15 protein-coding genes and 1 pseudogene are annotated in these 19,315 nt (G+C 70.3%); 9 read left to right on the top strand and 7 right to left on the bottom strand.

What is annotated here, in order from left to right; all coding sequences use genetic code 11:
* Window positions 1-59: 59 nt before the first annotated feature.
* From ACZ9QC_RS03490 to ACZ9QC_RS03480, 3 genes and pseudogenes are all read right to left on the bottom strand, one after another.
* Complete coding sequence (locus ACZ9QC_RS03490; protein ID WP_472918758.1) at window positions 60-1,682, bottom strand: MFS transporter; 1,623 nt, start codon at window positions 1,680-1,682, stop codon at window positions 60-62.
* Window positions 1,683-1,818: 136 nt separating this feature from the next.
* Window positions 1,819-2,289 carry a MarR family winged helix-turn-helix transcriptional regulator gene (locus ACZ9QC_RS03485; protein ID WP_472921588.1) on the bottom strand — a complete coding sequence of 157 codons (471 nt, stop codon included), beginning with the start codon at window positions 2,287-2,289 and terminating at the stop codon, window positions 1,819-1,821.
* A 75-nt stretch (window positions 2,290-2,364) separates the two neighbouring features.
* Window positions 2,365-2,621, bottom strand: a pseudogene (locus ACZ9QC_RS03480) (hypothetical protein); the annotation flags it as partial.
* A gap of 267 nt (window positions 2,622-2,888) precedes the next feature.
* On the opposite strand from ACZ9QC_RS03480, the gene ACZ9QC_RS03475 reads away from it, so the two are divergent.
* Window positions 2,889-3,497, top strand: a complete 609-nt coding sequence (locus ACZ9QC_RS03475; RefSeq protein ID WP_472918757.1) for a calcium-binding protein — start codon at window positions 2,889-2,891, stop codon at window positions 3,495-3,497.
* Between the two features lie 357 nt (window positions 3,498-3,854).
* Here ACZ9QC_RS03475 and ACZ9QC_RS03470 read toward each other — a convergent pair whose 3' ends face one another.
* On the bottom strand, window positions 3,855-4,634 hold the full coding sequence (locus tag ACZ9QC_RS03470; protein ID WP_472918756.1) for an enoyl-CoA hydratase/isomerase family protein: 780 nt from the start codon (window positions 4,632-4,634) through the stop codon (window positions 3,855-3,857).
* A 47-nt stretch (window positions 4,635-4,681) separates the two neighbouring features.
* Entirely contained in the window at window positions 4,682-5,725 is a 1,044-nt protein-coding gene (locus ACZ9QC_RS03465; RefSeq protein WP_472918755.1) for a methyltransferase, read from the bottom strand.
* Window positions 5,726-5,874: 149 nt separating this feature from the next.
* On the opposite strand from ACZ9QC_RS03465, the gene ACZ9QC_RS03460 reads away from it, so the two are divergent.
* The 6 genes from ACZ9QC_RS03460 to ACZ9QC_RS03435 all read left to right on the top strand — a co-directional run bounded on the left by ACZ9QC_RS03460 (window position 5,875) and on the right by ACZ9QC_RS03435 (window position 13,698).
* Window positions 5,875-6,867 (top strand): helix-turn-helix domain-containing protein, encoded by a 993-nt coding sequence (locus ACZ9QC_RS03460; protein WP_472918754.1) that lies wholly within the window; start codon window positions 5,875-5,877, stop codon window positions 6,865-6,867.
* Window positions 6,868-7,373: 506 nt separating this feature from the next.
* Window positions 7,374-8,213 (top strand): helix-turn-helix transcriptional regulator, encoded by an 840-nt coding sequence (locus tag ACZ9QC_RS03455; RefSeq protein WP_472918753.1) that lies wholly within the window; start codon window positions 7,374-7,376, stop codon window positions 8,211-8,213.
* A 439-nt stretch (window positions 8,214-8,652) separates the two neighbouring features.
* On the top strand, window positions 8,653-9,237 hold the full coding sequence (locus ACZ9QC_RS03450; protein WP_472921587.1) for a (2Fe-2S)-binding protein: 585 nt from the start codon (window positions 8,653-8,655) through the stop codon (window positions 9,235-9,237).
* The gene (locus tag ACZ9QC_RS03445; RefSeq protein ID WP_472918752.1) at window positions 9,237-10,214 is read left to right on the top strand and encodes an FAD binding domain-containing protein; all 978 of its coding nucleotides are present in this window, start codon (window positions 9,237-9,239) and stop codon (window positions 10,212-10,214) included. Before ACZ9QC_RS03450 ends, ACZ9QC_RS03445 begins: the two co-directional genes overlap by 1 nt.
* A gap of 66 nt (window positions 10,215-10,280) precedes the next feature.
* Window positions 10,281-11,426, top strand: a complete 1,146-nt coding sequence (locus ACZ9QC_RS03440) for an XdhC family protein (RefSeq protein WP_472918751.1) — start codon at window positions 10,281-10,283, stop codon at window positions 11,424-11,426.
* Window positions 11,427-11,436: 10 nt separating this feature from the next.
* The gene (locus ACZ9QC_RS03435; RefSeq protein WP_472918750.1) at window positions 11,437-13,698 is read left to right on the top strand and encodes a xanthine dehydrogenase family protein molybdopterin-binding subunit; all 2,262 of its coding nucleotides are present in this window, start codon (window positions 11,437-11,439) and stop codon (window positions 13,696-13,698) included.
* Window positions 13,699-14,226: 528 nt separating this feature from the next.
* Here the strand turns inward: ACZ9QC_RS03435 and ACZ9QC_RS03430 are convergent.
* Entirely contained in the window at window positions 14,227-15,171 is a 945-nt protein-coding gene (locus tag ACZ9QC_RS03430) for an SDR family oxidoreductase (RefSeq protein ID WP_472918749.1), read from the bottom strand.
* Window positions 15,172-15,623: 452 nt separating this feature from the next.
* On the bottom strand, window positions 15,624-16,577 hold the full coding sequence (locus ACZ9QC_RS03425; protein WP_472918748.1) for a LysR family transcriptional regulator: 954 nt from the start codon (window positions 16,575-16,577) through the stop codon (window positions 15,624-15,626).
* 171 nt (window positions 16,578-16,748) lie between these two features.
* Between ACZ9QC_RS03425 and ACZ9QC_RS03420 the strand changes: the two genes are divergently transcribed.
* Window positions 16,749-17,867, top strand: a complete 1,119-nt coding sequence (locus ACZ9QC_RS03420) for a PrpF domain-containing protein (RefSeq protein WP_472918747.1) — start codon at window positions 16,749-16,751, stop codon at window positions 17,865-17,867.
* Between the two features lie 107 nt (window positions 17,868-17,974).
* On the top strand, window positions 17,975-19,228 hold the full coding sequence (locus ACZ9QC_RS03415) for an SLC13 family permease (RefSeq protein ID WP_472918746.1): 1,254 nt from the start codon (window positions 17,975-17,977) through the stop codon (window positions 19,226-19,228).
* Window positions 19,229-19,315: the final 87 nt, after the last annotated feature.

Raw genomic sequence — 19,315 nt, 5'->3', positions numbered from 1 at the left:
GTCCTGTCCTGGGAGCAGTGAACACTGAGCATGTCGCTGCCCAACCGGGTGACGACTGTCTACGGCACGGGTGCGGAAACCGTGCCGCTGACCGGGATGCCGTCCGAGGACGGCATCCCGGCCGGTGCGTCGGCGGCCTTCCGGTTGCGCAGGCCGATCACCGCGAGTGCGGCGCCGACCAGGGCGAGGACTCCGGTGACGAGGACGGAGGTGTGGACGCCGTTCATGAAGGCGGTGTGACTGCCCTCCGTCACTGCCGCCTTCAGTGGTGCGGGCATCGCGTCGGAGACCGGGGCGATGCCCATCGCGACCGCGTCCTTCGCCTCTTCGAGGCGAGTGGCGGCCGAGTGGGGCACGCCCGCGTCGGTGAGGGAGTCCGTGAGTGTGGAGCCCACGCGGCTGCTGATGAGCGAGACGAGCACCGACGTCCCCAGTGCGCCGCCGACCTGCAGCGAGGTGGCCTGCAGCCCACCGGCGATGCCGCCGTCCTGGACGGGGGCGTTGCCGACGATGGCGTCCGAGGAGGCGGCCATCACCATGCCGACGCCGAGGCCGAGCGCGACGAACGGCGGCCACATCGCGAGGTAGGAGGAGTCGGCGCTCCACGCGAGCATCGTGAACGCGGCGCCGGCCTGGAGCACCATGCCGAGCGGCATGGTCAGGCGCGGGCCGAACTTTTCGGTGAGCTTCGCGCCGAGTGGCGAGGCGACCATGGCGGCGAGACTGAACGGCAGGGTCCGCACACCGGACTCGACGGGCGAGAAGCCGCGCACGTTCTGCAGGTACAGCATCAAGAAGAAGATCACGCCGAGCAGGATGAAGAAGTTCAGCGCGGTGACGATGGTCCCGATGGTCAGGGCCGGGTTGCGGAACAGGCGCATGGGGAGCAGCGGGTGCGCGACGCGGGTCTCGTAGAAGCCGAACAGGCCGAGGACGACGAGACCTCCGGCGATGGCGCCCAGTGTGCCGCCCGAAGTCCAGCCCCAGGTCTCGCCCTTGACGACACCGAAGACGACAGTCAGCAGCCCGGCCGCGAGCAGGATGACGCCGGGCACGTCGAACTTCTCGCTCGCGGCGGCCTCGTTCTTCGACTGCGGCAGCACCATGAGGCCGAAGACAAGGGCGATCACGCCGATCGGTGCGTTGATGTAGAAGACCGACTCCCAGTTGACGTTCTCGACGAGCAGTCCGCCGACGATCGGGCCGAGCGCGGTGGAGACGGACGAGACCATGGCCCAGATGCCGACCGCCATGCCGAACTGCTTCGGCGGGAACACGGCCCGCAGCAGGGCGAGGGTGTTGGGCATGAGCATCGCCCCGAACAGGCCCTGTACGGCACGGAAGGCGATGACGCCCTCGGCCGAGCCGACCAGGCCGATCGCGACGGACGCGAGGGTGAAGCCGACGACCCCGATGAGGTAGAGGGTGCGACGGCCGAACCGGTCACCGAGCTTGCCGCCGAGGATGAGGGTGGCGGCGAGGGCGAGCAGGTACGAGTTGGTGACCCACTGCAGTTCGGCGGTGGAGGCGTTGAGGTCGCGGGCGATCTCGGCGTTGGCGATCGAGACGACGGAACCGTCGAGGCCGACCATGAACAGGCCGAGGGCGACGGCGATCAGCGTCAGCCAGGGGTTGGTTCGGGGACCGCGGGAAGGGCGGTCGGAAACAGCCGTTACATGCATGAGTTGAGGTGTCCTCAGGACATACGGCACCCGGCTGGGGGTGCGCGGACATAGGGGGGAGCACACGCGGCCCTGCCGCGGCGGAGACGGTACTGCCGCGGGCAGAGGCGGTAGGCGTACGGGGGTTCGGGATCGGTCAGGCAGCGCTGTCGCGCAGCTGCCGGGCGAGGGCCTCCAGGGCGCCGAGCGCCGAGCCGAGGGCTGCGAGGTCGCCATCGGAGAGCGTGTGGAGCGCGGACGCGAACTGCTCCGCCGCGATGCCCTTGACCTCGGCGAGGCGCTGACGAGCTGTTGCGGTGGTGCGCAAGTGCGCGATGCGCCTGTCCGCGCCGTCCTGGTGCCGTTCGAGCAGGCCCTCTTCCGTGAGCCGCGTGACCAGGGCGCTGACGTTGTTGGGCATCATGCGCAGCGCGTCGGCCGCCTTCTGCACAGTGATGCCGTCGTGCTCGGCGACGTATTTCAAAAGCTCCAGCTGCCGCTCGGGGAGCTTGGGGTAGGGCAGTCGGCCCGCGATACCCAGCTGCATGGACCGGTTCAGCGCAGGCAGGCATTCCACGAGGCCTGCGGCCACGCGGTCGATGCTCTGGCTCTGGTGAGCCGCGCTCATACCGGACACTCGGGCGACGTTACATATGAAGAGACACCTATGTCAACATAGGCATCTACTGCGAGGGCCGGTCGGACGGAAGCCGTCGGCGCGGCGCTCCGAGCCGTCGGTCCAGACGCTGACGAGATCGACGAGGGCGCCGTCGTCGAGGCCGAGTTCGGTGAGGGCGGCGTGGTCGACCAGGACGACGCGCCGGCCGCCCTTGATGCCCCGGTAGCGGTCGTCCATGGCGTACGGGATCGTGTTCCACTGGTCGTGGGAGCGCAGCGTCTGCAGGACCAGGTGGCCCTCGGGCGCCAGGAGATCGTGAAGTCGCTGACGGTGAGGACGGCGCGCGGGCGGCGCGTTCTTCCGCAGACACGAAGCCGACCCGGATCGTCTGCGCCCGGGTGAGGTCCCACCACGTCCGGTGAGGGCCAAGTCGCTACGATCAGCAACCCCGAGCCTCGTTTCTCCGGACCCCGGGGCGCCGGGCCCGACGGGCTCGGCCCATCCGTCTCGGACACTATCTGGGGGTTCTCCCCCCATGTGCGGCCCTCTTTCCCCGTCGATGCTTGATCGCAGGCACCGTACTGACTGGAGGAACAGTGGGAACCTCGATGCGCAAGGGTTTACAGGCCGTGGTGATGGCAGGCGCGATGGGCGCGGCGCTGGCTTTGTCGGCCGGGCAGGCCCACGCCGCCACCGGTGTGACCGCGAACTCGGCCTTCATCAATATCAACGCCGCGGCCGACAAGGCGAACCAGATCATCATCAACCCGTCCGGCAGCAACATCACCGTCATCGACAACGGTGACACCGTCGCCGCGGGGGCGGGTTGTACCCAGCTCACCGCCAACTCGGTGTCCTGCCCGGCGGGCACACGGACGATCCTCCTCAGCGCGGGCGACCGCAATGACACGGTCATCCTGCGGGCGAGCCTGCGGGCCACGCTCAACGGCGACGCGGGCGGCGACACTCTCCAGACGATCGACAGCACGCAACGCGCTGTCCTGGTCGGGGGCGACGGCAACGACATCCTGATCGGCGGTGCGGGCGACGACGAGATCGTCGGTGGGGCCGGCCGGGACATCATGGACGGCAACGCCGGAAACGACCGGCTGGGCGCCATCGACGGCGTGGGAGGCAACGACTCCTCCAACGGCGACACCGGCACGGACATCTGCCCGGGGGACGTGGGCGACCAGGAGTTCGACTGCGAGAGCTGAGCCGCTCATCCGCAGGGCCGGGACCTGGTATCGGGTGCCGGCCCTCTGCCGGTTCGGTTCTGCACCGAGCGCCGTCTCTTGCACCGGGTCGGCCACAGGATGGCCGCCGCGTCCGCAAACACATCATCGGAAGCGCTGCCCGCCCGCGTGATTACGCAGGCCGTCGAGGCCGTAGCCCCGGTACGGCCCCTCCGGCAAGGCCTCGTGGCCAGCAGCGCAACCTCCGCCATTGAGAATGACGGCGTTATCGGCGGCTGCATCCAGCCCGAGATGCCACTACCCCCCCCGGGACATGCTTTCCAAGCGCGTCGGCTCGGGCGGGGAAACGCTCAGGGAGTTGTGCCTCCCCTGCCCGACTCAGAGGAGGCGCGCGTCGGCGAAGCGTGGTGTGCGTTTCTCGCTGAAGGCGGCCACGCCCTCGGCGTGTTCCGGGCCGCGGGCGGCGATGCCCTGGCTGTCGGCTTCGGCGGCCAGCACCTCGGCGATCGGGGCGTGGGCTGCCAGGCGGAAGACCCGCTTGGTCGGCGCGAATGCCTGGGCGGGACCGGCTGCGAGCACTTCCGCGCGTGACTGTGCCTCGGCCTCGAGGTCGTCGGCGTCCACGACGGCGTTGACCGGGCCGAGGGCGAGGGCCGCCCAGGCGCCCAAGGTCTGTCCGGTGGTGGCCAGTTCGAAGGCGCGGGCGTGACCGAGGGCGCGGACCAGGATGCTGGAGAGGCCGGTGTCGGGGACGAGTCCGACCTTGCCGAAGGCGCAGGCGAAGCTCGCGGTGTCGGCGGCGAGTACCAGGTCGCATACCAACGCCAGGCCCATGCCCGCGCCCACCGCGAGGCCGTTGACCGCAGCGATCACGGGAGTGTCCATCCCGGTGATCGCGGCCACGAGGGGATTGTAGGTCTCCCGCACGGTCGCGGCGGCGTCGGTGAGCTCGTGCCGGGCGGACAGGTCCTGGCCGACGCAAAGAACGTGCCCGGCGCCGGTGAGGACGACGCAGTGCACGGCTGGGTCCTGGCCGGCCCGGCGGAGGGCGGTGAGGAGGCCGCGGCGGGTGGGTTCGTCGAGGGCGTTCCGCCGGTCCGGTCGGCAGAGGGCGATCCACTCGACGGATCCCTTGCGCGTGGTGGTCACCGTGGTCATGACCGGGGTTCCCAACCGTGCACGAGGTCGTCAGGTCGCTCGGCTCCTCAGGCCGCGACGAGCTCCAGACCGAAGTAGCCGGCGCCCACGGGGTACGTCTTCGTGCGGCGCCAGCCCGACGCCGCGAAGAGGGTGTCGAACTCGTCCAGGTCGCGTTCCATGCCGTTGGTCAGGGTGAGCATGGCCATGTCCGACAGGGTGGCCAGGTCGGGCCGGCCGGGCTCGCCGATGACCATCTCGACGACCAGCGCGCGTCCCCCCTCGTTCACGGCGGACCGGCAGCGGCGCAGGATGGCCGTGCACTGGTCGTCATCCCAGTCGTGCAGGATCGTCTTCAGCAGGTAGAGATCCGCCGGGGGGACGTCTTCGAAGAAATCGCCCGCCACGGCGGAGAACCGGCCGGACAGACCGCGCTTCTCGGCCTCGGCGCGGGCGCCCTCGACGACGTGCGGGAGATCGAGGACCTGTCCGTTCAGCCGGGAGTCGGCCTCCATCAGCGCCAGGACGAAATCTCCGTTCGAACCACCGACGTCGACGACGGTGGACACACCGGTCGTGGACACGGCGGCCATGGCACCCTGTGTCACCAGGCCGGAGACGTCGCCCATCGCCTTGGCGAAGAGAGCCGCCTCCTCGGCGTTCTCCGGTTCGGCGAAATACGCGAATACGTCCGCCCCCAACGCCGTCCCCGCCTGGGTTCCCCTCTGCCGCACGGCCTCGGGGAAGTGTGCCCAGGACTGCCACAGCCCCTGGCCGGTCTGGGCCAGCACCAGGGAGCGCAGGGAGCCGGGCACATCCGAACGCAGCAGTCGGCCTCGACCGGTGAGGGCGAAACGGCGCTCTCCCTCGGGGCTCAGCAGGCCCAACGACGCGGCCGCGCGCATCAGTCGGTAGGTGGCCCGTGGTTGGCTGCCCTCGCGATCGGCCAACTCCTCGGCCGTCAAGGCCCGTTCCGCGAGGTGGTCGGCTATCCGCAGCTCCGCCAGGCCCCTCAGGACCTGGGCGCGGACGAGACCGATCAACAGGTCGAAGACAGCGGCGGCATCGGGGGCGAGATCGCTCGGCGCGGCGTCGGCATGGTCATGCTTCATATCATGCATAGCAGGATAAAACCCTTCGGGATTACCGTTTTTGTAGGGATTCACGGCTCCACTCACCCTAGGAAGATCGCCCCGCCGGCGGATGTATCGTTGTGCCTCTCTGCTGGAACGCCAGTGCCAGGAAGATGCCTGCGTCGACGATGAGCGATACCGGGAACCCCGGTCCGGGGCGGAACTTCTTCGTGGACGTCACCGCTCCGCGCACCGCACGGGACGGCTTCGACGTATTCCGGCGCGCATGGGAGTCGCAGATCGGGGAGAAGCTCCCCCTGCCACCCCTGGAGCCGCTCGGACCGGGTGACTTCCGGGTCAGGGTCCGCGCGTCCAAGGTGCACGACACGGTGATCGCGGGCCTCTACGGCGAGTCGCTGGCCGGCGGTCCGCGCAGCGCCGCCCACCACCTCGACGACCAGGTCCTGGTGCATGTGATGGGGCAGGGCGAGTGGCGCTTCGTCGATCCGCGTGGCCGGGCCGGAACCGCCGTACGGGCCGGACAGTTCATCGTGCGGCACAACGGCCCTCCGGTGCGGTTCGAGATGGAACCGCGCACGACGGCGAAGGTACTGATCCTGCCGGCCTCGCAACTCAGGCCGCTGATCCGGGACCAGGCGATCGTCGGTTCGGCCGACTCGCCGGAATTGCGGCTGCTCACGGCGTACACCAAAGTCGTCGACGAGACGGTGAACGACCTCTCGGCCGCCGGTGTGCGAGCCGCTCGCAACTCCCTGATCGAGCTGGTCAAGGGCGTGCTTGTGCAAGCCTTCGACGACTGCGAGCCCCGGCTGGCCCCCGCGGTGGTCCGGGCGGCCAGGGACGTCGCGGACGGGCGCCTCACCGATCCCGATCTCTCGCCGGCGGTACTGGCCCGTGAACTCAACATCTCGGTACGGTCGTTGCACCGGGCGTTCGCCAAGACGGAGGAGTCGGTGACCGCGTACATCCGCCGCCGACGACTCGAACAGGCCCGGCTCGAACTGGCAGTGCCGGTCGACCGGCCGAGTGTCACGGAAATCGCCGCCCGCTGGCGATTCGCCGACAGCAGTCACTTCATCCGCACCTTCAAGAAGGAATACGGCCAGACACCCACCGAATACGCCCGCTCAACCGGGTCGGCCGGAAGGCGATCAGGCTGACGATCTCGTGCGCAGTTGTCCGTGGCTCGGTGCCCAGGTAGCTCGTTGGCCTCGCCGAGATCATCGAGTACCTCGGTGCCGATCACGGGCTACCGGCCGGTGCCGCCGCACGGCTGGTGGCAGGCGCCTCCGGCCCGGGTGGCCCGGACGTGCCCGCCCTGCCCCGCCGACACCCCACCGAGGCTCATCGAGGGCTTCCCCCGATGCCCCCGGCGCGGCGGGGTTCACCAGCCGTGCGAAGACCTGCCGCGGCGCCTGCGAAGCACCAGCGATGAGGGGTTGGAGTTCGGGCGGTTGGTCCTCGTCGATCCATGCTTGCCATCAACGGCGCAGGGTGATGGCCGGGTGAGAAAGGAGCGGACGGCGCCAAAGCGCTTGTCCAGCAAGGCAGTTGGGGCTGGCGCGCGTCGTAAGGGGGGATCGACAGGCCGTGGCTACGCGAATGCGCGGGCGATAGAAAGTGAAGCAGCACGGAGCAGCGAGCAACTCTCAGAAGGGGGAGCGTCGTGATCGATCGCACAGGGCTGGCCGGCTTTCTCCGCAACCGTCGCGAGGCACTGCAGCCGGAGGACGTCGGCATGCCTCGGGGACGGCGCCGCAGAACCAGCGGGCTACGGCGCGAGGAGGTCGCGACGCTGTGCAACATGTCAGCCGACTACTACTCCCGTCTGGAGCGCGAGCGTGGTCCGCAGCCGTCGCCGCAGATGCTCGCCTCGATCGCCCAGGGGCTCCACCTGTCCATGGACGAGCGTGACCATCTGTTCCGGCTGGCCGGGCACAACCCACCGCCCCGTGGCAGCTCCAGCGAGCACATCAGTCCCGGGCTGCTGCGCATTCTCGACCGACTGCAGGACACGCCCGCGGAGATCGTCACCGAGCTCGGCGAGACCCTGCGGCAGACACCGATGGGCGTCGCCCTCACCGGCGACACGACGCAGTACACCGGTCCTGCTCGCAGCATGGGCTACCGGTGGTTCACCGACCCGAGCGCCCGCGACCTGTACGCCCCGGAGCAGCACGCGTTCATGACCCGGATGTACGCCGCAGGCCTGCGCGGGATCGTCGGCCTCCGGGGGCCCGACTCCCGAGCCGCGTATCTGGCGGATCTGCTCCTGGACTCCAACGAGGAGTTCCGCCGGGTGTGGGACGACCACGAGATCGGGATCCGCCCGCACGAGGTCAAGCACTTCATTCACCCCGAGGTCGGTGCCCTGGAGCTGAACTGCCAGCGCCTGATCGACCCGGACCAGGCCCACTCCCTGATGGTCTACACCGCCGTCCCCGGCACGGAGAGCTACGAGAAGCTGCAGGTCCTGTCCGTGATCGGCGCACAGACGCTGCACTGAACCGACGGCCCGACCACGGACCGAGAAGACGGCGGACCTGCCGCAGGTCTCCGGCCGGCCCGGCGCGGGCGGTCGTCATGCGCTGTCCTCTGTCGTTACCGGCCTGTACCGGACCGTTTCTGCCGTCCCGACGCGCGGTGTGTCACATGAGGTCGTGTCACATGAGGCCGCGTCACATGAGGCCACGTCACATGAGGCCGATCCCGCGTCATGCCGCGGACCCGGATCGGCGCCCGCTCCAGCCCCTACGGCGCGATCCCAGCCTGGGATCGGCAGAGCCTGGATGATCCTGCTCCCGACGGCCAGCCTTGGAGCAGCGCTTGACCCGGCGGCCACACGGATGGCCGCGCGGCGCCAGCCTTCCCCCTACCCCAACTTGCGACCAGCCAGGAGGCACTTGATGAACGAAGACAACGACGGGGGAGGCGCCCGTTCGGGTGTGTCCCGGCGCAACTTCGTAGGGGGGAGCCTGGTCGCCGCCACCGTGGCGCCGCTGCTGACCGGACAGGCCGAGACGGCGGAAGCCGCCTCGGCAGCCACCGTCGACGGTGTGACGCCGGTGACGTTACGGGCAGCCGTCAACGGCGATCCGGTCACCCTCCGGGTGGACCCGCGGGCCACCCTGCTGGACACACTCCGCGAGCGGCTCGACCTCAAGGGCACCAAGAAGGGCTGCGACCGGGGACAGTGCGGTGCCTGCACCGTGCACATCGACGGTCGGCGCGTGCTGTCGTGCCTCACGCTGGCCGCCACGGCGAGCGGCCACCAGGTCACCACGATCGAGGGGCTGGCCGACGGCGACCGGCTGCACCCCATGCAGCAGGCCTTCGTCGACCACGACGGTCTGCAATGCGGCTTCTGCACCCCGGGGCAGATCATGTCCGCGGTCGCCATGGTCGACGACGAAGGCCCCGCCCGCTCCGACGACGAGATACGTGAGCGCATGTCGGGCAACATCTGCCGGTGCAGCGCCTACCCCCGCATCGTCGACGCCATCCGGGAAGCGCAGCAGGTGATGCGCTGATGCGGCCCTACACCTACGCCCAGGCGCGGACGGTCCGGGAGGCCGTGCGGGGCGCCGGGCCGGACACCGCGTTCCTGGCCGGTGGCACCACCCTGGTGGACCTCATGAAACTCGAGGTGATGTCGCCCGACCGTGTCGTGGACATCAACCGGCTGCCACTGGACGGCCTCACTCTGGACCACAAGGGTCTGCACATCGGCGCGCTCGAACGAATGAGCACCGTGGCTGCCGCACCCGCTGTGCGCCGGCACTACCCGATGGTCGCGCAGGCGCTGGAGCTGAGTGCCTCGGCCCAGCTGCGCAACATGGCGAGCATCGGCGGCAACCTGCTGCAGCGCACGCGGTGCGGCTACTTCCGCGACGTCACGACCCCCTGCAACAAGCGCGAGCCGGGCAGCGGCTGCTCAGCCCTGGAAGGGATCAACCGCGGCCACGCCGTCCTGGGCACCAGCGATGCGTGCATCGCCACCCATCCCAGCGACCTCGCTGTCCCGCTGGTGGCGTTGAGCACGACCGTGCACCTGGCCTCGGCACGCGGCACGCGCTCCGTACCCCTGGACACGTTCTACACCCTGCCCGGCGCCACCCCCGACATCGAGAACGTGCTGCGGCCGAACGAACTCATCACCGGGATCACCGTGCCCCGCTCGCCCTGGGCGGCGCACTCGCTGTACGTGAAGATCCGCGACCGGCAGTCGTACGAGTTCGCGCTCACCTCCGCCGCCGTCGCCCTCCAACTGCGCGGGCGCACCATCGTGAACGCCCGGATCGCCGCCGGCGGCGTGGGGACCAGGCCATGGAGACTGACGGCCGTCGAACGGGCCCTGACGGGCCGGCCCGCCACCTCCGCGACGTTCGAGGCAGCCGTCGCCGGTGCCGCCGAGGGCGCCCGACCACGGGAGCACAACCGGTTCAAGCCCGCGCTGCTGCGTCGCACCCTGGTACGGGCGCTGACCGAACTGCGGGAGAACCGGTGAGCGGCCGGCGCGGCCCTCTCCGGCCTGACACCGTCGAGGAAGACGGTCCCCGATCTGGCGGCGAGCATGCTTGAAATCGCTGCTGCCCTGGTCGAACGTGTCCGCCGTGAGACGCCGTTCGTGGCCGCCACCGTCACGAGCGTGGCCGGCAGCGCCCCGCGGCAGCCCGGCTCGTCCCTGGTCGTGAACGCGGACGGCACGGTGCTGGGCAACGTGTCGGGCGGGTGCGTCGACGCCGCGGTCCACGACGCGTGTCGGGAGATGCTGGCCGGGGACCACCGACCCCGGGCCCTGCGGTTCGGATACAGCGACGCCGACGCGCTCGACGTAGGTCTGACCTGCGGCGGCACCATCGAGCTCCTCCTGCGTCACCACGACCCGACCACCGAACCATGGCTCGAAACGGCTCTGGCCGATGCCGTGAGCGGCCGGGCGGTGGCCGTGGCCACGATCGTGCGCGGCCCGCAGGCCCACCTCGGCCGAACGATCGCCGTGCGGCCCGGGCGACCCATCGCGGGAACGCTCGGGGACGAACTGCTCGACCAGGTCGCCGAGGCACGGACCACCTGCGCCCTGCACGCCGGGCGGACCGGCACGCTCGAACTCGGGGTGGCCGACAGCCACTGCCGGGAGCCCATGACCCTGCTGGTGGAGACCAGTTCCCCACCGCCCCGGATGCTGGTCTTCGGCGCCATCGACCACGCCGCCGCGCTGGCCCGGCTCGGCTCCTTCCTCGGGTACCGGGTGACTGTCTGCGACGCCAGGGCCACGTTCGCCACCCCGGAACGATTCCCGGACGCGGAGGTCGTCGTCGATTGGCCGCACCGTCATCTCGGGTCCCAGGCCGAGGCCGGGCTGCTCGACCAGCGCACCGTCGTGTGCGTGCTCACCCACGACCCCAAGTTCGACCTGCCGCTCCTGACCGCCGCGCTGCGCATGCCGGTTGCGTATGTGGGGGCCATGGGGTCCCGCCGCACCCACGAGGAACGCCTGGCCCGGCTCCGCCACGCCGGTCTCACCAGCGGCGAGCTCGATCGCCTGCACTCGCCCATCGGCCTCGATCTCGGGGCACGTACCCCGCAGGAGACCGCGCTGTCGATCGCCGCGGAGATCGTCGCCCACCGGCACGGCGGCTCGGGGGCACCCCTGAGCACCGGCGTCCCCATCCACCGCAGTGCCCCGTCGACCGGCGCACTCGCATCCAGCAGCTGAAGGATTCACGATGCTTCGTTCCCCAGTCGGACGCGAGACCGAGCGCGTCGACGGCAGGCTGAAAGTCACCGGCGCGGCCGAGTACTCCGGTGACTATCGCGCCGCCGACCTCGCACACGCGCATCTCGTCACCAGCACCGTCGCGCGAGGCACTCTCACCGGGATCGACACCGCGGCCGCGCTGGCCTCACCCGGTGTCCTGCGCGTGTACGCCGCGCCAGACCCCCGCCTGGGCCTGCATCCCATCACCGGCCCGCTCGCCGGCTTCGTCGAGAACTACGTCCCGCTGCGCGACACGGAGGTCCGCTTCCACGGCCAGGCCATCGCGATGGTCGTCGCCGAGACCCCCGAGCAGGCACGCGACGCCGCCGCGAGGGTCACCGCGACCTACGACACCCGGCCACCGCGCACCTCGATCGCGGACGAGCCCCACGTTCCGGCCGGCCCCACCATCAGCGGGTCACCGAGCAGCCTCAATATCCTGGCGCCCGGCGTCGCCTCGATCGACGCCGCGCTCGCCGCCAGCGACGTCGTCGTGGAGGCCGAGTTCCACCAGCACATGCAACACCACGTGGCGATGGAGCCCCACGCCGTCCTCGCCGTCTGGAAAGGTGACCGGGTCACCCTCTACGCCGGTGCGCAGGTCCCCTCGGCGTACGCGCTCGGGACGGCCCAGCGTCTCGGCGTCCTGCCCCAGAACGTCCGGCTGATCACGAAGTACGTGGGCGGCGGCTTCGGCGCCCGCGTCATCCTGTGGAGCGACACCCCGCTCGCCGCCGCCGCGGCCCGGGAGATCGGCCGCCCGGTGCGGCTCGTCCTCACCCGCGAGCAGATGTTCACCCTCACCGGGCACCGGCCCCAGCTCACGCAGACCGTCCGGCTGGGCGCCTCCCGCGACGGCGTCCTCAACGCCGTCAGCCACCGGAGCGTCTCCGAGCGCCCGACCACCGTCACCTTCCCCATGACTCCGGCGCACGCCACCACCGACGCGCTCTACCGCACGCCGAACCTGCATGTCGATGCACAGCTGGCCGTCCTCGACCTCCCCGGGAGCCGGGCGATGCGCGGCCCCAACGAGGCACCCGGGGCCTTCGCCCTGGAGACGGCGATGGACGAGCTGGCCGTCGCCACCGGCGTCGACCCGGTGGAGCTGAGGCTGCGCAACTACGCCACCACCAGCCCGTCCACGGGCCGTCCGTGGTCGAGCAAACACCTCGAGGAGTGCTACCGCGTCGGCGCGCGGCGATTCGGATGGTCGGCCCGCAGCGCCACGCCCCGCTCACGCGTCGACGGGCAGTGGCTGTACGGCACCGGCATGGCCACCGCCATCTACCCGGCGCACCGCCGGGCCGCGAGCGTGCGGGTCCGGTTGCTCGACGACGACACCGCCGTGGTCTCGACCGGGATCTCGGACTTCGGCACCGGCGGGGCGACCATGGTGGAGATCTCCGGCGCCGACGCCCTGGGAATCCCGCTGACGCGGGTGACGGCCGAGATCGGCGACACCCTGCTGCCGCAGGGCGCGCCCGCCGCCGGGTCCAGCGCCACGCACGCCACCGTGCCGTTGATCGTGAACGCCGCCCGCGACGCGATCAACGAACTCAAGCGGCTCGCCGTCACCGACGACAGGTCGCCGTGGCACGGCGCGAGCGCCGACGACCTGCGCTACGAGCGCGGCATCCTGCACGGCCAGGGCCGGTCGATGACCTTCGGCCGCCTGCTGGCCGCCGTCGACTCACCAGGCGTCACCGCCCTCGCCGAATCATCCGGCGACGCCGACCCGCGGTACGTGCACCACAGCTTCGGCGCCCACTTCTGCGAGGTGCGGGTCAACCGGTTCACCGGCGAGACCCGCGTCACCCGGTTCACCACCGTCGCGGACGTGGGCCGCGTCATCAACTCCCGCGCCGCCCGGAGCCAGCTCGTCGGCGGCGTCATCTTCGGCATCGGGCACGCCCTGCTGGAGGAGAACCCGCTGGAGCTCGACACCGGGCGCCTGGCGTCCAGCACGCTCGCCGACTATCTCGTGCCCGTGAACGCCGACGTCCCCGACATCGACGTGCACCTGCTCGGCCGGCCCGACCCTGTCCTCACCGGCCCCCTGGGCGACGGCAGCGAGGACGTCGGGACCAGGAGCCTCGGCGCCCGCGGTCTCGGAGAGATCGGCACGGTGGGTTCGGCCGCCGCGATCGGCAACGCCGTCTACAACGCCACCGGGATCCGGGTGCGCAACGTGCCCATCACCCTCGACAAGCTGATCGAGCACCTGTGAATCGGTGAACCGGGTCGCCTACAGGTCCCGGCCATCGCACGCCTGCTCGTGAGCACGGGCCGTTCGACCTCGACGGCTTCGCGCAGGCTCGCCGAGACCGGCTGGGGAACGCCTCCGCGATCCTTCCCGGCGGCCTACGGCACGGTGCGCGCGGTTCCGTGCAGACCGTTCAGGTCCGGCTACCGCGCGCACGTGTGCGGGCCTCGGCCATGTCGCACGGCCGGGACGCCGAGCAGTGGGGAATTCCGATCAACCAGGCCGAAGTCGCGTGCACCTGGCTCGACTTCACCGTGGTGCCGTTCACGTTCCTGGAGGGTGTCGGCTGTCGGCTGGCCCGCGTACCACCAGTAGCCACTCGTTGGCGGGCGTGCCGGTATTCGGCAGGCGTGCAGCCAGGTGGTCGCCATCTATGGAAAGCGGCTGAATCTTCCAGTGCAGGTCCGCCGCACCGGTGACTCCGGGGTGCGTGATGGCGAACGCTCGGATCGACTGGCCGGCAGAGGTGACGGGGTCTCGGTCCGGTCCCGCTCAGACGGCACCGATAGTCGTCTTCGTCAACTGCTCGGAGACTTCCCAGACGCGTGCGGCTTCGTCCGTGCTGCGCAGCCGCGAGTAGAGCTTCTGCTCGGCGGGAGGCCCCCCGACGCGGCCAGGCCACCGCGGACCGTAGAAGCCTCCGGGCTTGGCGTTGGGGTCCGTGGCGGCCATGAGCGCGGGCAGCTTTGCCGTGTCGACCGTCCCGATCAGGATGCCCTTCCCGGACAGGAGTCGGATCATCCTTCGGCCTGCCACCTCCTTGTCGCGGCCCAGTTCGGGGCGCGCCGCGAGCAGGTTCGTCGGAGCGAGTCCCGGATGCGAGAGGTTGCTGGTGATACCCCATCCGCCCGCGTGGCTGCGTCGGTCGAGTTCCAGACCGAACAGACCGAATGCGATCTTTGACTGACTGTAGGCGCGCGTTCCGACGTAGCCGCGTTCCCAGTTCAGGTCGTCCCAGTTGATGGAGCCCTGATTGGCGGCGATGCTCACTTGCGAGGTCACCCGCGCACGGCCGGCCCGCAGCAGCGGCATCAAGTGTGCAACGAGCGCGAAGTGACCCAGGTGGTTCGTGCCGAACTGCAGCTCGAACCCGTCGGCTGTGGTCTGTCGGTCCGGTGGGGTCATGACGCCCGCGTTGTTGATCAGGAGATGAATCGGTCGGCCCTCTTCGTGCAACGTGGCGCCGAGTGCGGCGACGGAGGTGAGCGACGCCAGGTCGAGGTTTCGCAGGGAGACCTTCGCGGCGGGCACGGAATGCCGGATCGCATTGATCGCGGTCTCCCCCTTGCGCAGGTTGCGCACGGGCATGATCACTTCTGCACCTGCCTGCGCGAGGCGTGCGGCCATCCCCAGACCCATGCCGTCGCTGGCGCCGGTTACGACGGCGAGCTTTCCCGACAGGTCGGGGATGGTGATGTCGATGGGTTTGTTTGACATGGGGCCACTCCTAGAGGTCAGGTCGTCGGTTCAACTGTCGTGGAAGTGGACCGCGTTATTCAGGGCCTGACGATCCCCCCTTGAGCACGCCGCATGCGGAGGCCCGAAGGCGGACCGGATGCCAGCGGATGAGCCAGGCACACGATGCTCTACGGCGGAACCCCCAGACGATCTGCGAGTTCGCGTTCGGCACCAGGTACGAGTTCGGAGGTGCGTTCAACACCGTGCTCCGGCCCGTGTTTCCGGCCTCCCCGAGACAGTTGCGCGCGGGCTGTCGGGCGCGCCTCGATCGCGAAGGTGGAGGTGTGGGGGAGTTGCGCAGAGCGGTGGGGTGTGGTGTCTCAGGCTCGGGGAGGGGCGCCTCGCTGTCGTCGACCTTCCAGCGCACCTCGGCATGGACATGCACGGCAGGCGGCCTGCGCGAGCCTGGGGCCCGGTTCGTGGTCGAACTGTCAGCCGCGCCGGACCGCTCCGAGCTGGGTCCGGTGCAGGTCTGGGGCGGTGAATCGCTGCGCCACCGTGCGCAGGACGCGGGCCATTGCCTGGGCGGGTGGGGTGGCGGGGCGTGCCGCGGCGCGTGCGAGGAGGATGCGGCGGGTGGGGGCCGGGACGTCGGAGGCGAGCGGCAGGAGACGTACGTCGCTGCGTCGGCTGGTGAGGGCCAGGCGGGGTGCGAGAGCGATACCGAGACCGGCGGCGACCATGGCCTGTGCCTCCTGGTAGTCGTGCGACGAGTAGGCGATGCGTGGCTCGAATCCCGCCTGGCGGCAGCTTCGGCGCAGGACGTCGGCGACGGGGTGGTTGTCGGCGCGGATGATCCACTCCTGGTCGGCGAGGTCGCCGAGGCGCACGGAGGGATGTGTGCGCAGGGGTGAGTCGGCGGGGACGACCAGCACCGTGGGGTCGTCCAGGAGGTGGGTGAGGGTGAGCGCCGGGTCGTCGAGGCGGTTCCATTCGTAGTCCCAGAGCAGGCCCTGCTCCACCTCGCCGGTGTGCAGCATCTCCCTGAGCCCCGCAAGGACTCCGGCGCGTACCTCGATGCGGATTCCTGTGTGGCGGCGGCGGAAGCGGGTGAGTGCGAGCGGCAGCAGGGACGCGCTCGCCGTGGGGAAGGAGCCGAGTCGCAACGTGCCCTGGTCGAGGGCCGTGAACGAGTCCAAGTCGGCTTGCGCCGCGCGCAGTTCACGGCGGATGGCCTGACCGCGTTCGGCCAGCGCGGCACCCGCCGGGGTGGGCCGGATACCGCGTGGCAGCCGCTCGATGAGGGGCTGCCCCGCCTCCTGCTCCAGCAGGGACATCTGTTGGGAGGCGGCGGAGGTGGTCATGCCGAGGGCTTCCGCCGCGGCAGTGAGTGAACCGCGTTCGGTGGCCTCGGTGAGCAGCAACAGACGGCGCACGTTGAGCATGCCGCCGACTTTAGCTCAGCTAAACCCAGGTGAAGCGAACTGCGATTGTTCCGAAGTCATGCCTCTGCGAAGGTCTCCGCAATCGCCGAGCGGTCACCGGCCCGCAATGCGCCCGTAACCGCCGCCTCGGCGCTTCTCCCTATCTCCGTTGATCCAGGAAGAGCCTCAGACGTGCACATTCCCGCGACCCTGGTGCGTGGCGGCACAAGCAAGTGCTGGCTGTTCAACCAGGTCGAAGTCCCTGCCGACCGTGGCGAACTCGAAAGGCTGCTGGTCGCCGCTTACGGCGCCACCGACCCCGTGGAACTGGACGGAGTGGGCGGGGCGACCCCCACCACCTCGAAGGCGGCCGTGGTCAGCGTCTCACCACAGCCCGGCGTCGACATCGACTACCTGTTCGCTCAAGTCGGCATCGGGACGGGCTCGGTGGAGTGGACGAGCAACTGCGGCAACTGCGCCACCGGCGTCGCCCTCTACGCGGTGAGCAAGGGAATGGTTCCGGTCACCGGCGACCGGACGCGCGTGGTGATGCGCAACACCAATACCGGCGCGGTCCTCGAAGGGATCGTCGACACCCCCGGAGGCGTGGTGCACCACTTCGGACGCCAGACGGTACCCGGCACCCGTGCCGGCGGGGTCGCGGTCGGCCTCACCTTCCGCGACCCCGCCAGCACCACGGCCTTACTGCTTCCCACCGGCCGCACCGCCCAGGACCTGCGGGTCGGCGACGCCGAGCCGGTACGCGTGAGCATGGTGACCGCAGGCGCTCCGGTCGTCCTTGTCGACGCCGCGAGTGCCGGGCGTACCGGTGCCGAGTCGCTGGAGCGGATGAGCGCGGACGTCCCCTGGCTGCGCACCGTCCGTCACACCGCCGCACCCCTGATGGGGCTGCTCCAGCCCGGTGCGGAACCGGGGGACGCGGTGCCCAAGGTGGGCCTGGTCGGCCCGCCGGTGCCGTACACCACCACCCTCGGTGAACCGATCGGTGCCGAGGACTACGACGTGTCGGTGCGCATGCTCACGATGAACGCCCCGCATCCCGCGATCGGCCTGACCTCAGCCGTCGCCGTCGCTGCCGCCGGGCTGTTGGAGGGGTCCGTGGTCTCCCGGACCACGGGCGGCCCGACCGACGAGTGGTTGCGCCTCGGCACGCCCGCCGGCGTCGTCGCGGTCCGCTGCACCGATGTGAGGGACGGCGTGCCGCACCGGGTCACCGTGCAGCGCGCGGCCCGACTGCTCGCCGACGCCCGGATCTACGTACCGCAAGCAGGCAGCCCGCAAGCCGCCTGAGTCGCGACGAACAGCACCTCGGTCGGGCCGGCTCCCAGCCGTCCCCACCGGGACAACCTCGCGCCCTCGGGGCGCGCCACCCCGTCCCCACCGCACCAAGGACAAAGATGTCTGCTGAAGTGATCTCCATAGGCGCCCTGTTGGTGATGTTCGTGGTCGGCACCGTGCTGCCGATCAACCTGGGCATCCTCGCCTTCGTCGCCACCTTCGCGGTCGGCACCGCCTCGCTCGGCCTCACCGAGGACGAGATCTTCGAGGGGTTCCCGGTGAAGCTCTTCGTCACCATCGTCGGCGTCACCTACCTGTTCTCCGTCGCCCGCCGCAACGGCACCATCGACTGGCTCGTCGCGGCCGGGGTGAGACTGGTACGCGGGAAGGTAGGGCTCATCCCCTGGGTACTGTTCCTGGTGGCCGCCCTGCTGACGGCGTTCGGTACGTTCACTCCGGCCGCGGTCGCCATCCTCGCGCCGATCGGCATGAACTTCGCCTACCGCTACAAGCTCAATCCGCTGGTCGTCGGCATGATGGTGATCAGCGGCGGGCACGCGGGCGCGTTCTCCCCGCTGGCCGTTTCCGGCGCGCTGGTGCTCGGCCTGGTCGACAAGACCGATCTGCAGGTCTCCGCCGTGGCGCTGTTCAGCGCCAGCTTCGTGATCAACCTGCTGCTCTCGCTCCTCACCTACGCCCTTCTCGCCAAGCGTCCCGCCCCGCTGGCCGAGGGCGCCGCGGAGGCAGCGGACGACGAGGACCTCGCCGTCTCCGGCAGGCCCGACTGGCGGCAATGGCTCACCCTCGCCTGCCTGGTGGCCCTCGTGGTCGGCGCGCTCGGCTTCCAACTGGAGATCGGCTTCCTCGCACTGACGGCCGGCGCCCTGCTGGCCCTGGTGGACATGAAGCGACAGGAGAAGGCCGTGGACGGCGTCAGCTGGGCCACCCTGCTCCTGGTCGCGGGCATGATGACGTACATCGCGATGCTGGAGAAGGCCGGCATCATCGAGGAGATCTCCGAACACGCCGCCGGCCTGGGCGCGCCGCTCGCCGTCGCCCTGCTGCTGTGCTTCACCGTGGCCATCACCTCCGCCTTCGCCTCCTCCACCGCGATCCTCACCGCGATCATCCCCATCGCCGTCCCGCTGCTCCTCTCCAGCCATCTCAGCGCCGTCGGACTGATCGCCGCGCTCGCCGTCTCCACGACGATCGTCGACACCTCTCCCTTCTCGACCAACGGAGCACTCGTCCTCAGCAATGCCCGTGGTGTGGACGCGCGCCGCTTCTACCGCCAGGTCATCGGCTACACCGGCGGAATCGTCGCCCTCGGCCCTGTCGTCGCCTGGGGCGCCCTGGTCCTGCCCTGGTCATAGCGCAAAGACCGACGAGGGCTCAGGGCGAGCGACTTCCTTCCCGTTAAGGACATAGGACAGCCCTCGCTCCTCAGGACCGAGCCGCCG

This window comes from Streptomyces sp. HUAS MS02 (assembly GCF_055702265.1).
This window is presented reverse-complemented; position numbering and strand designations above follow the sequence as displayed.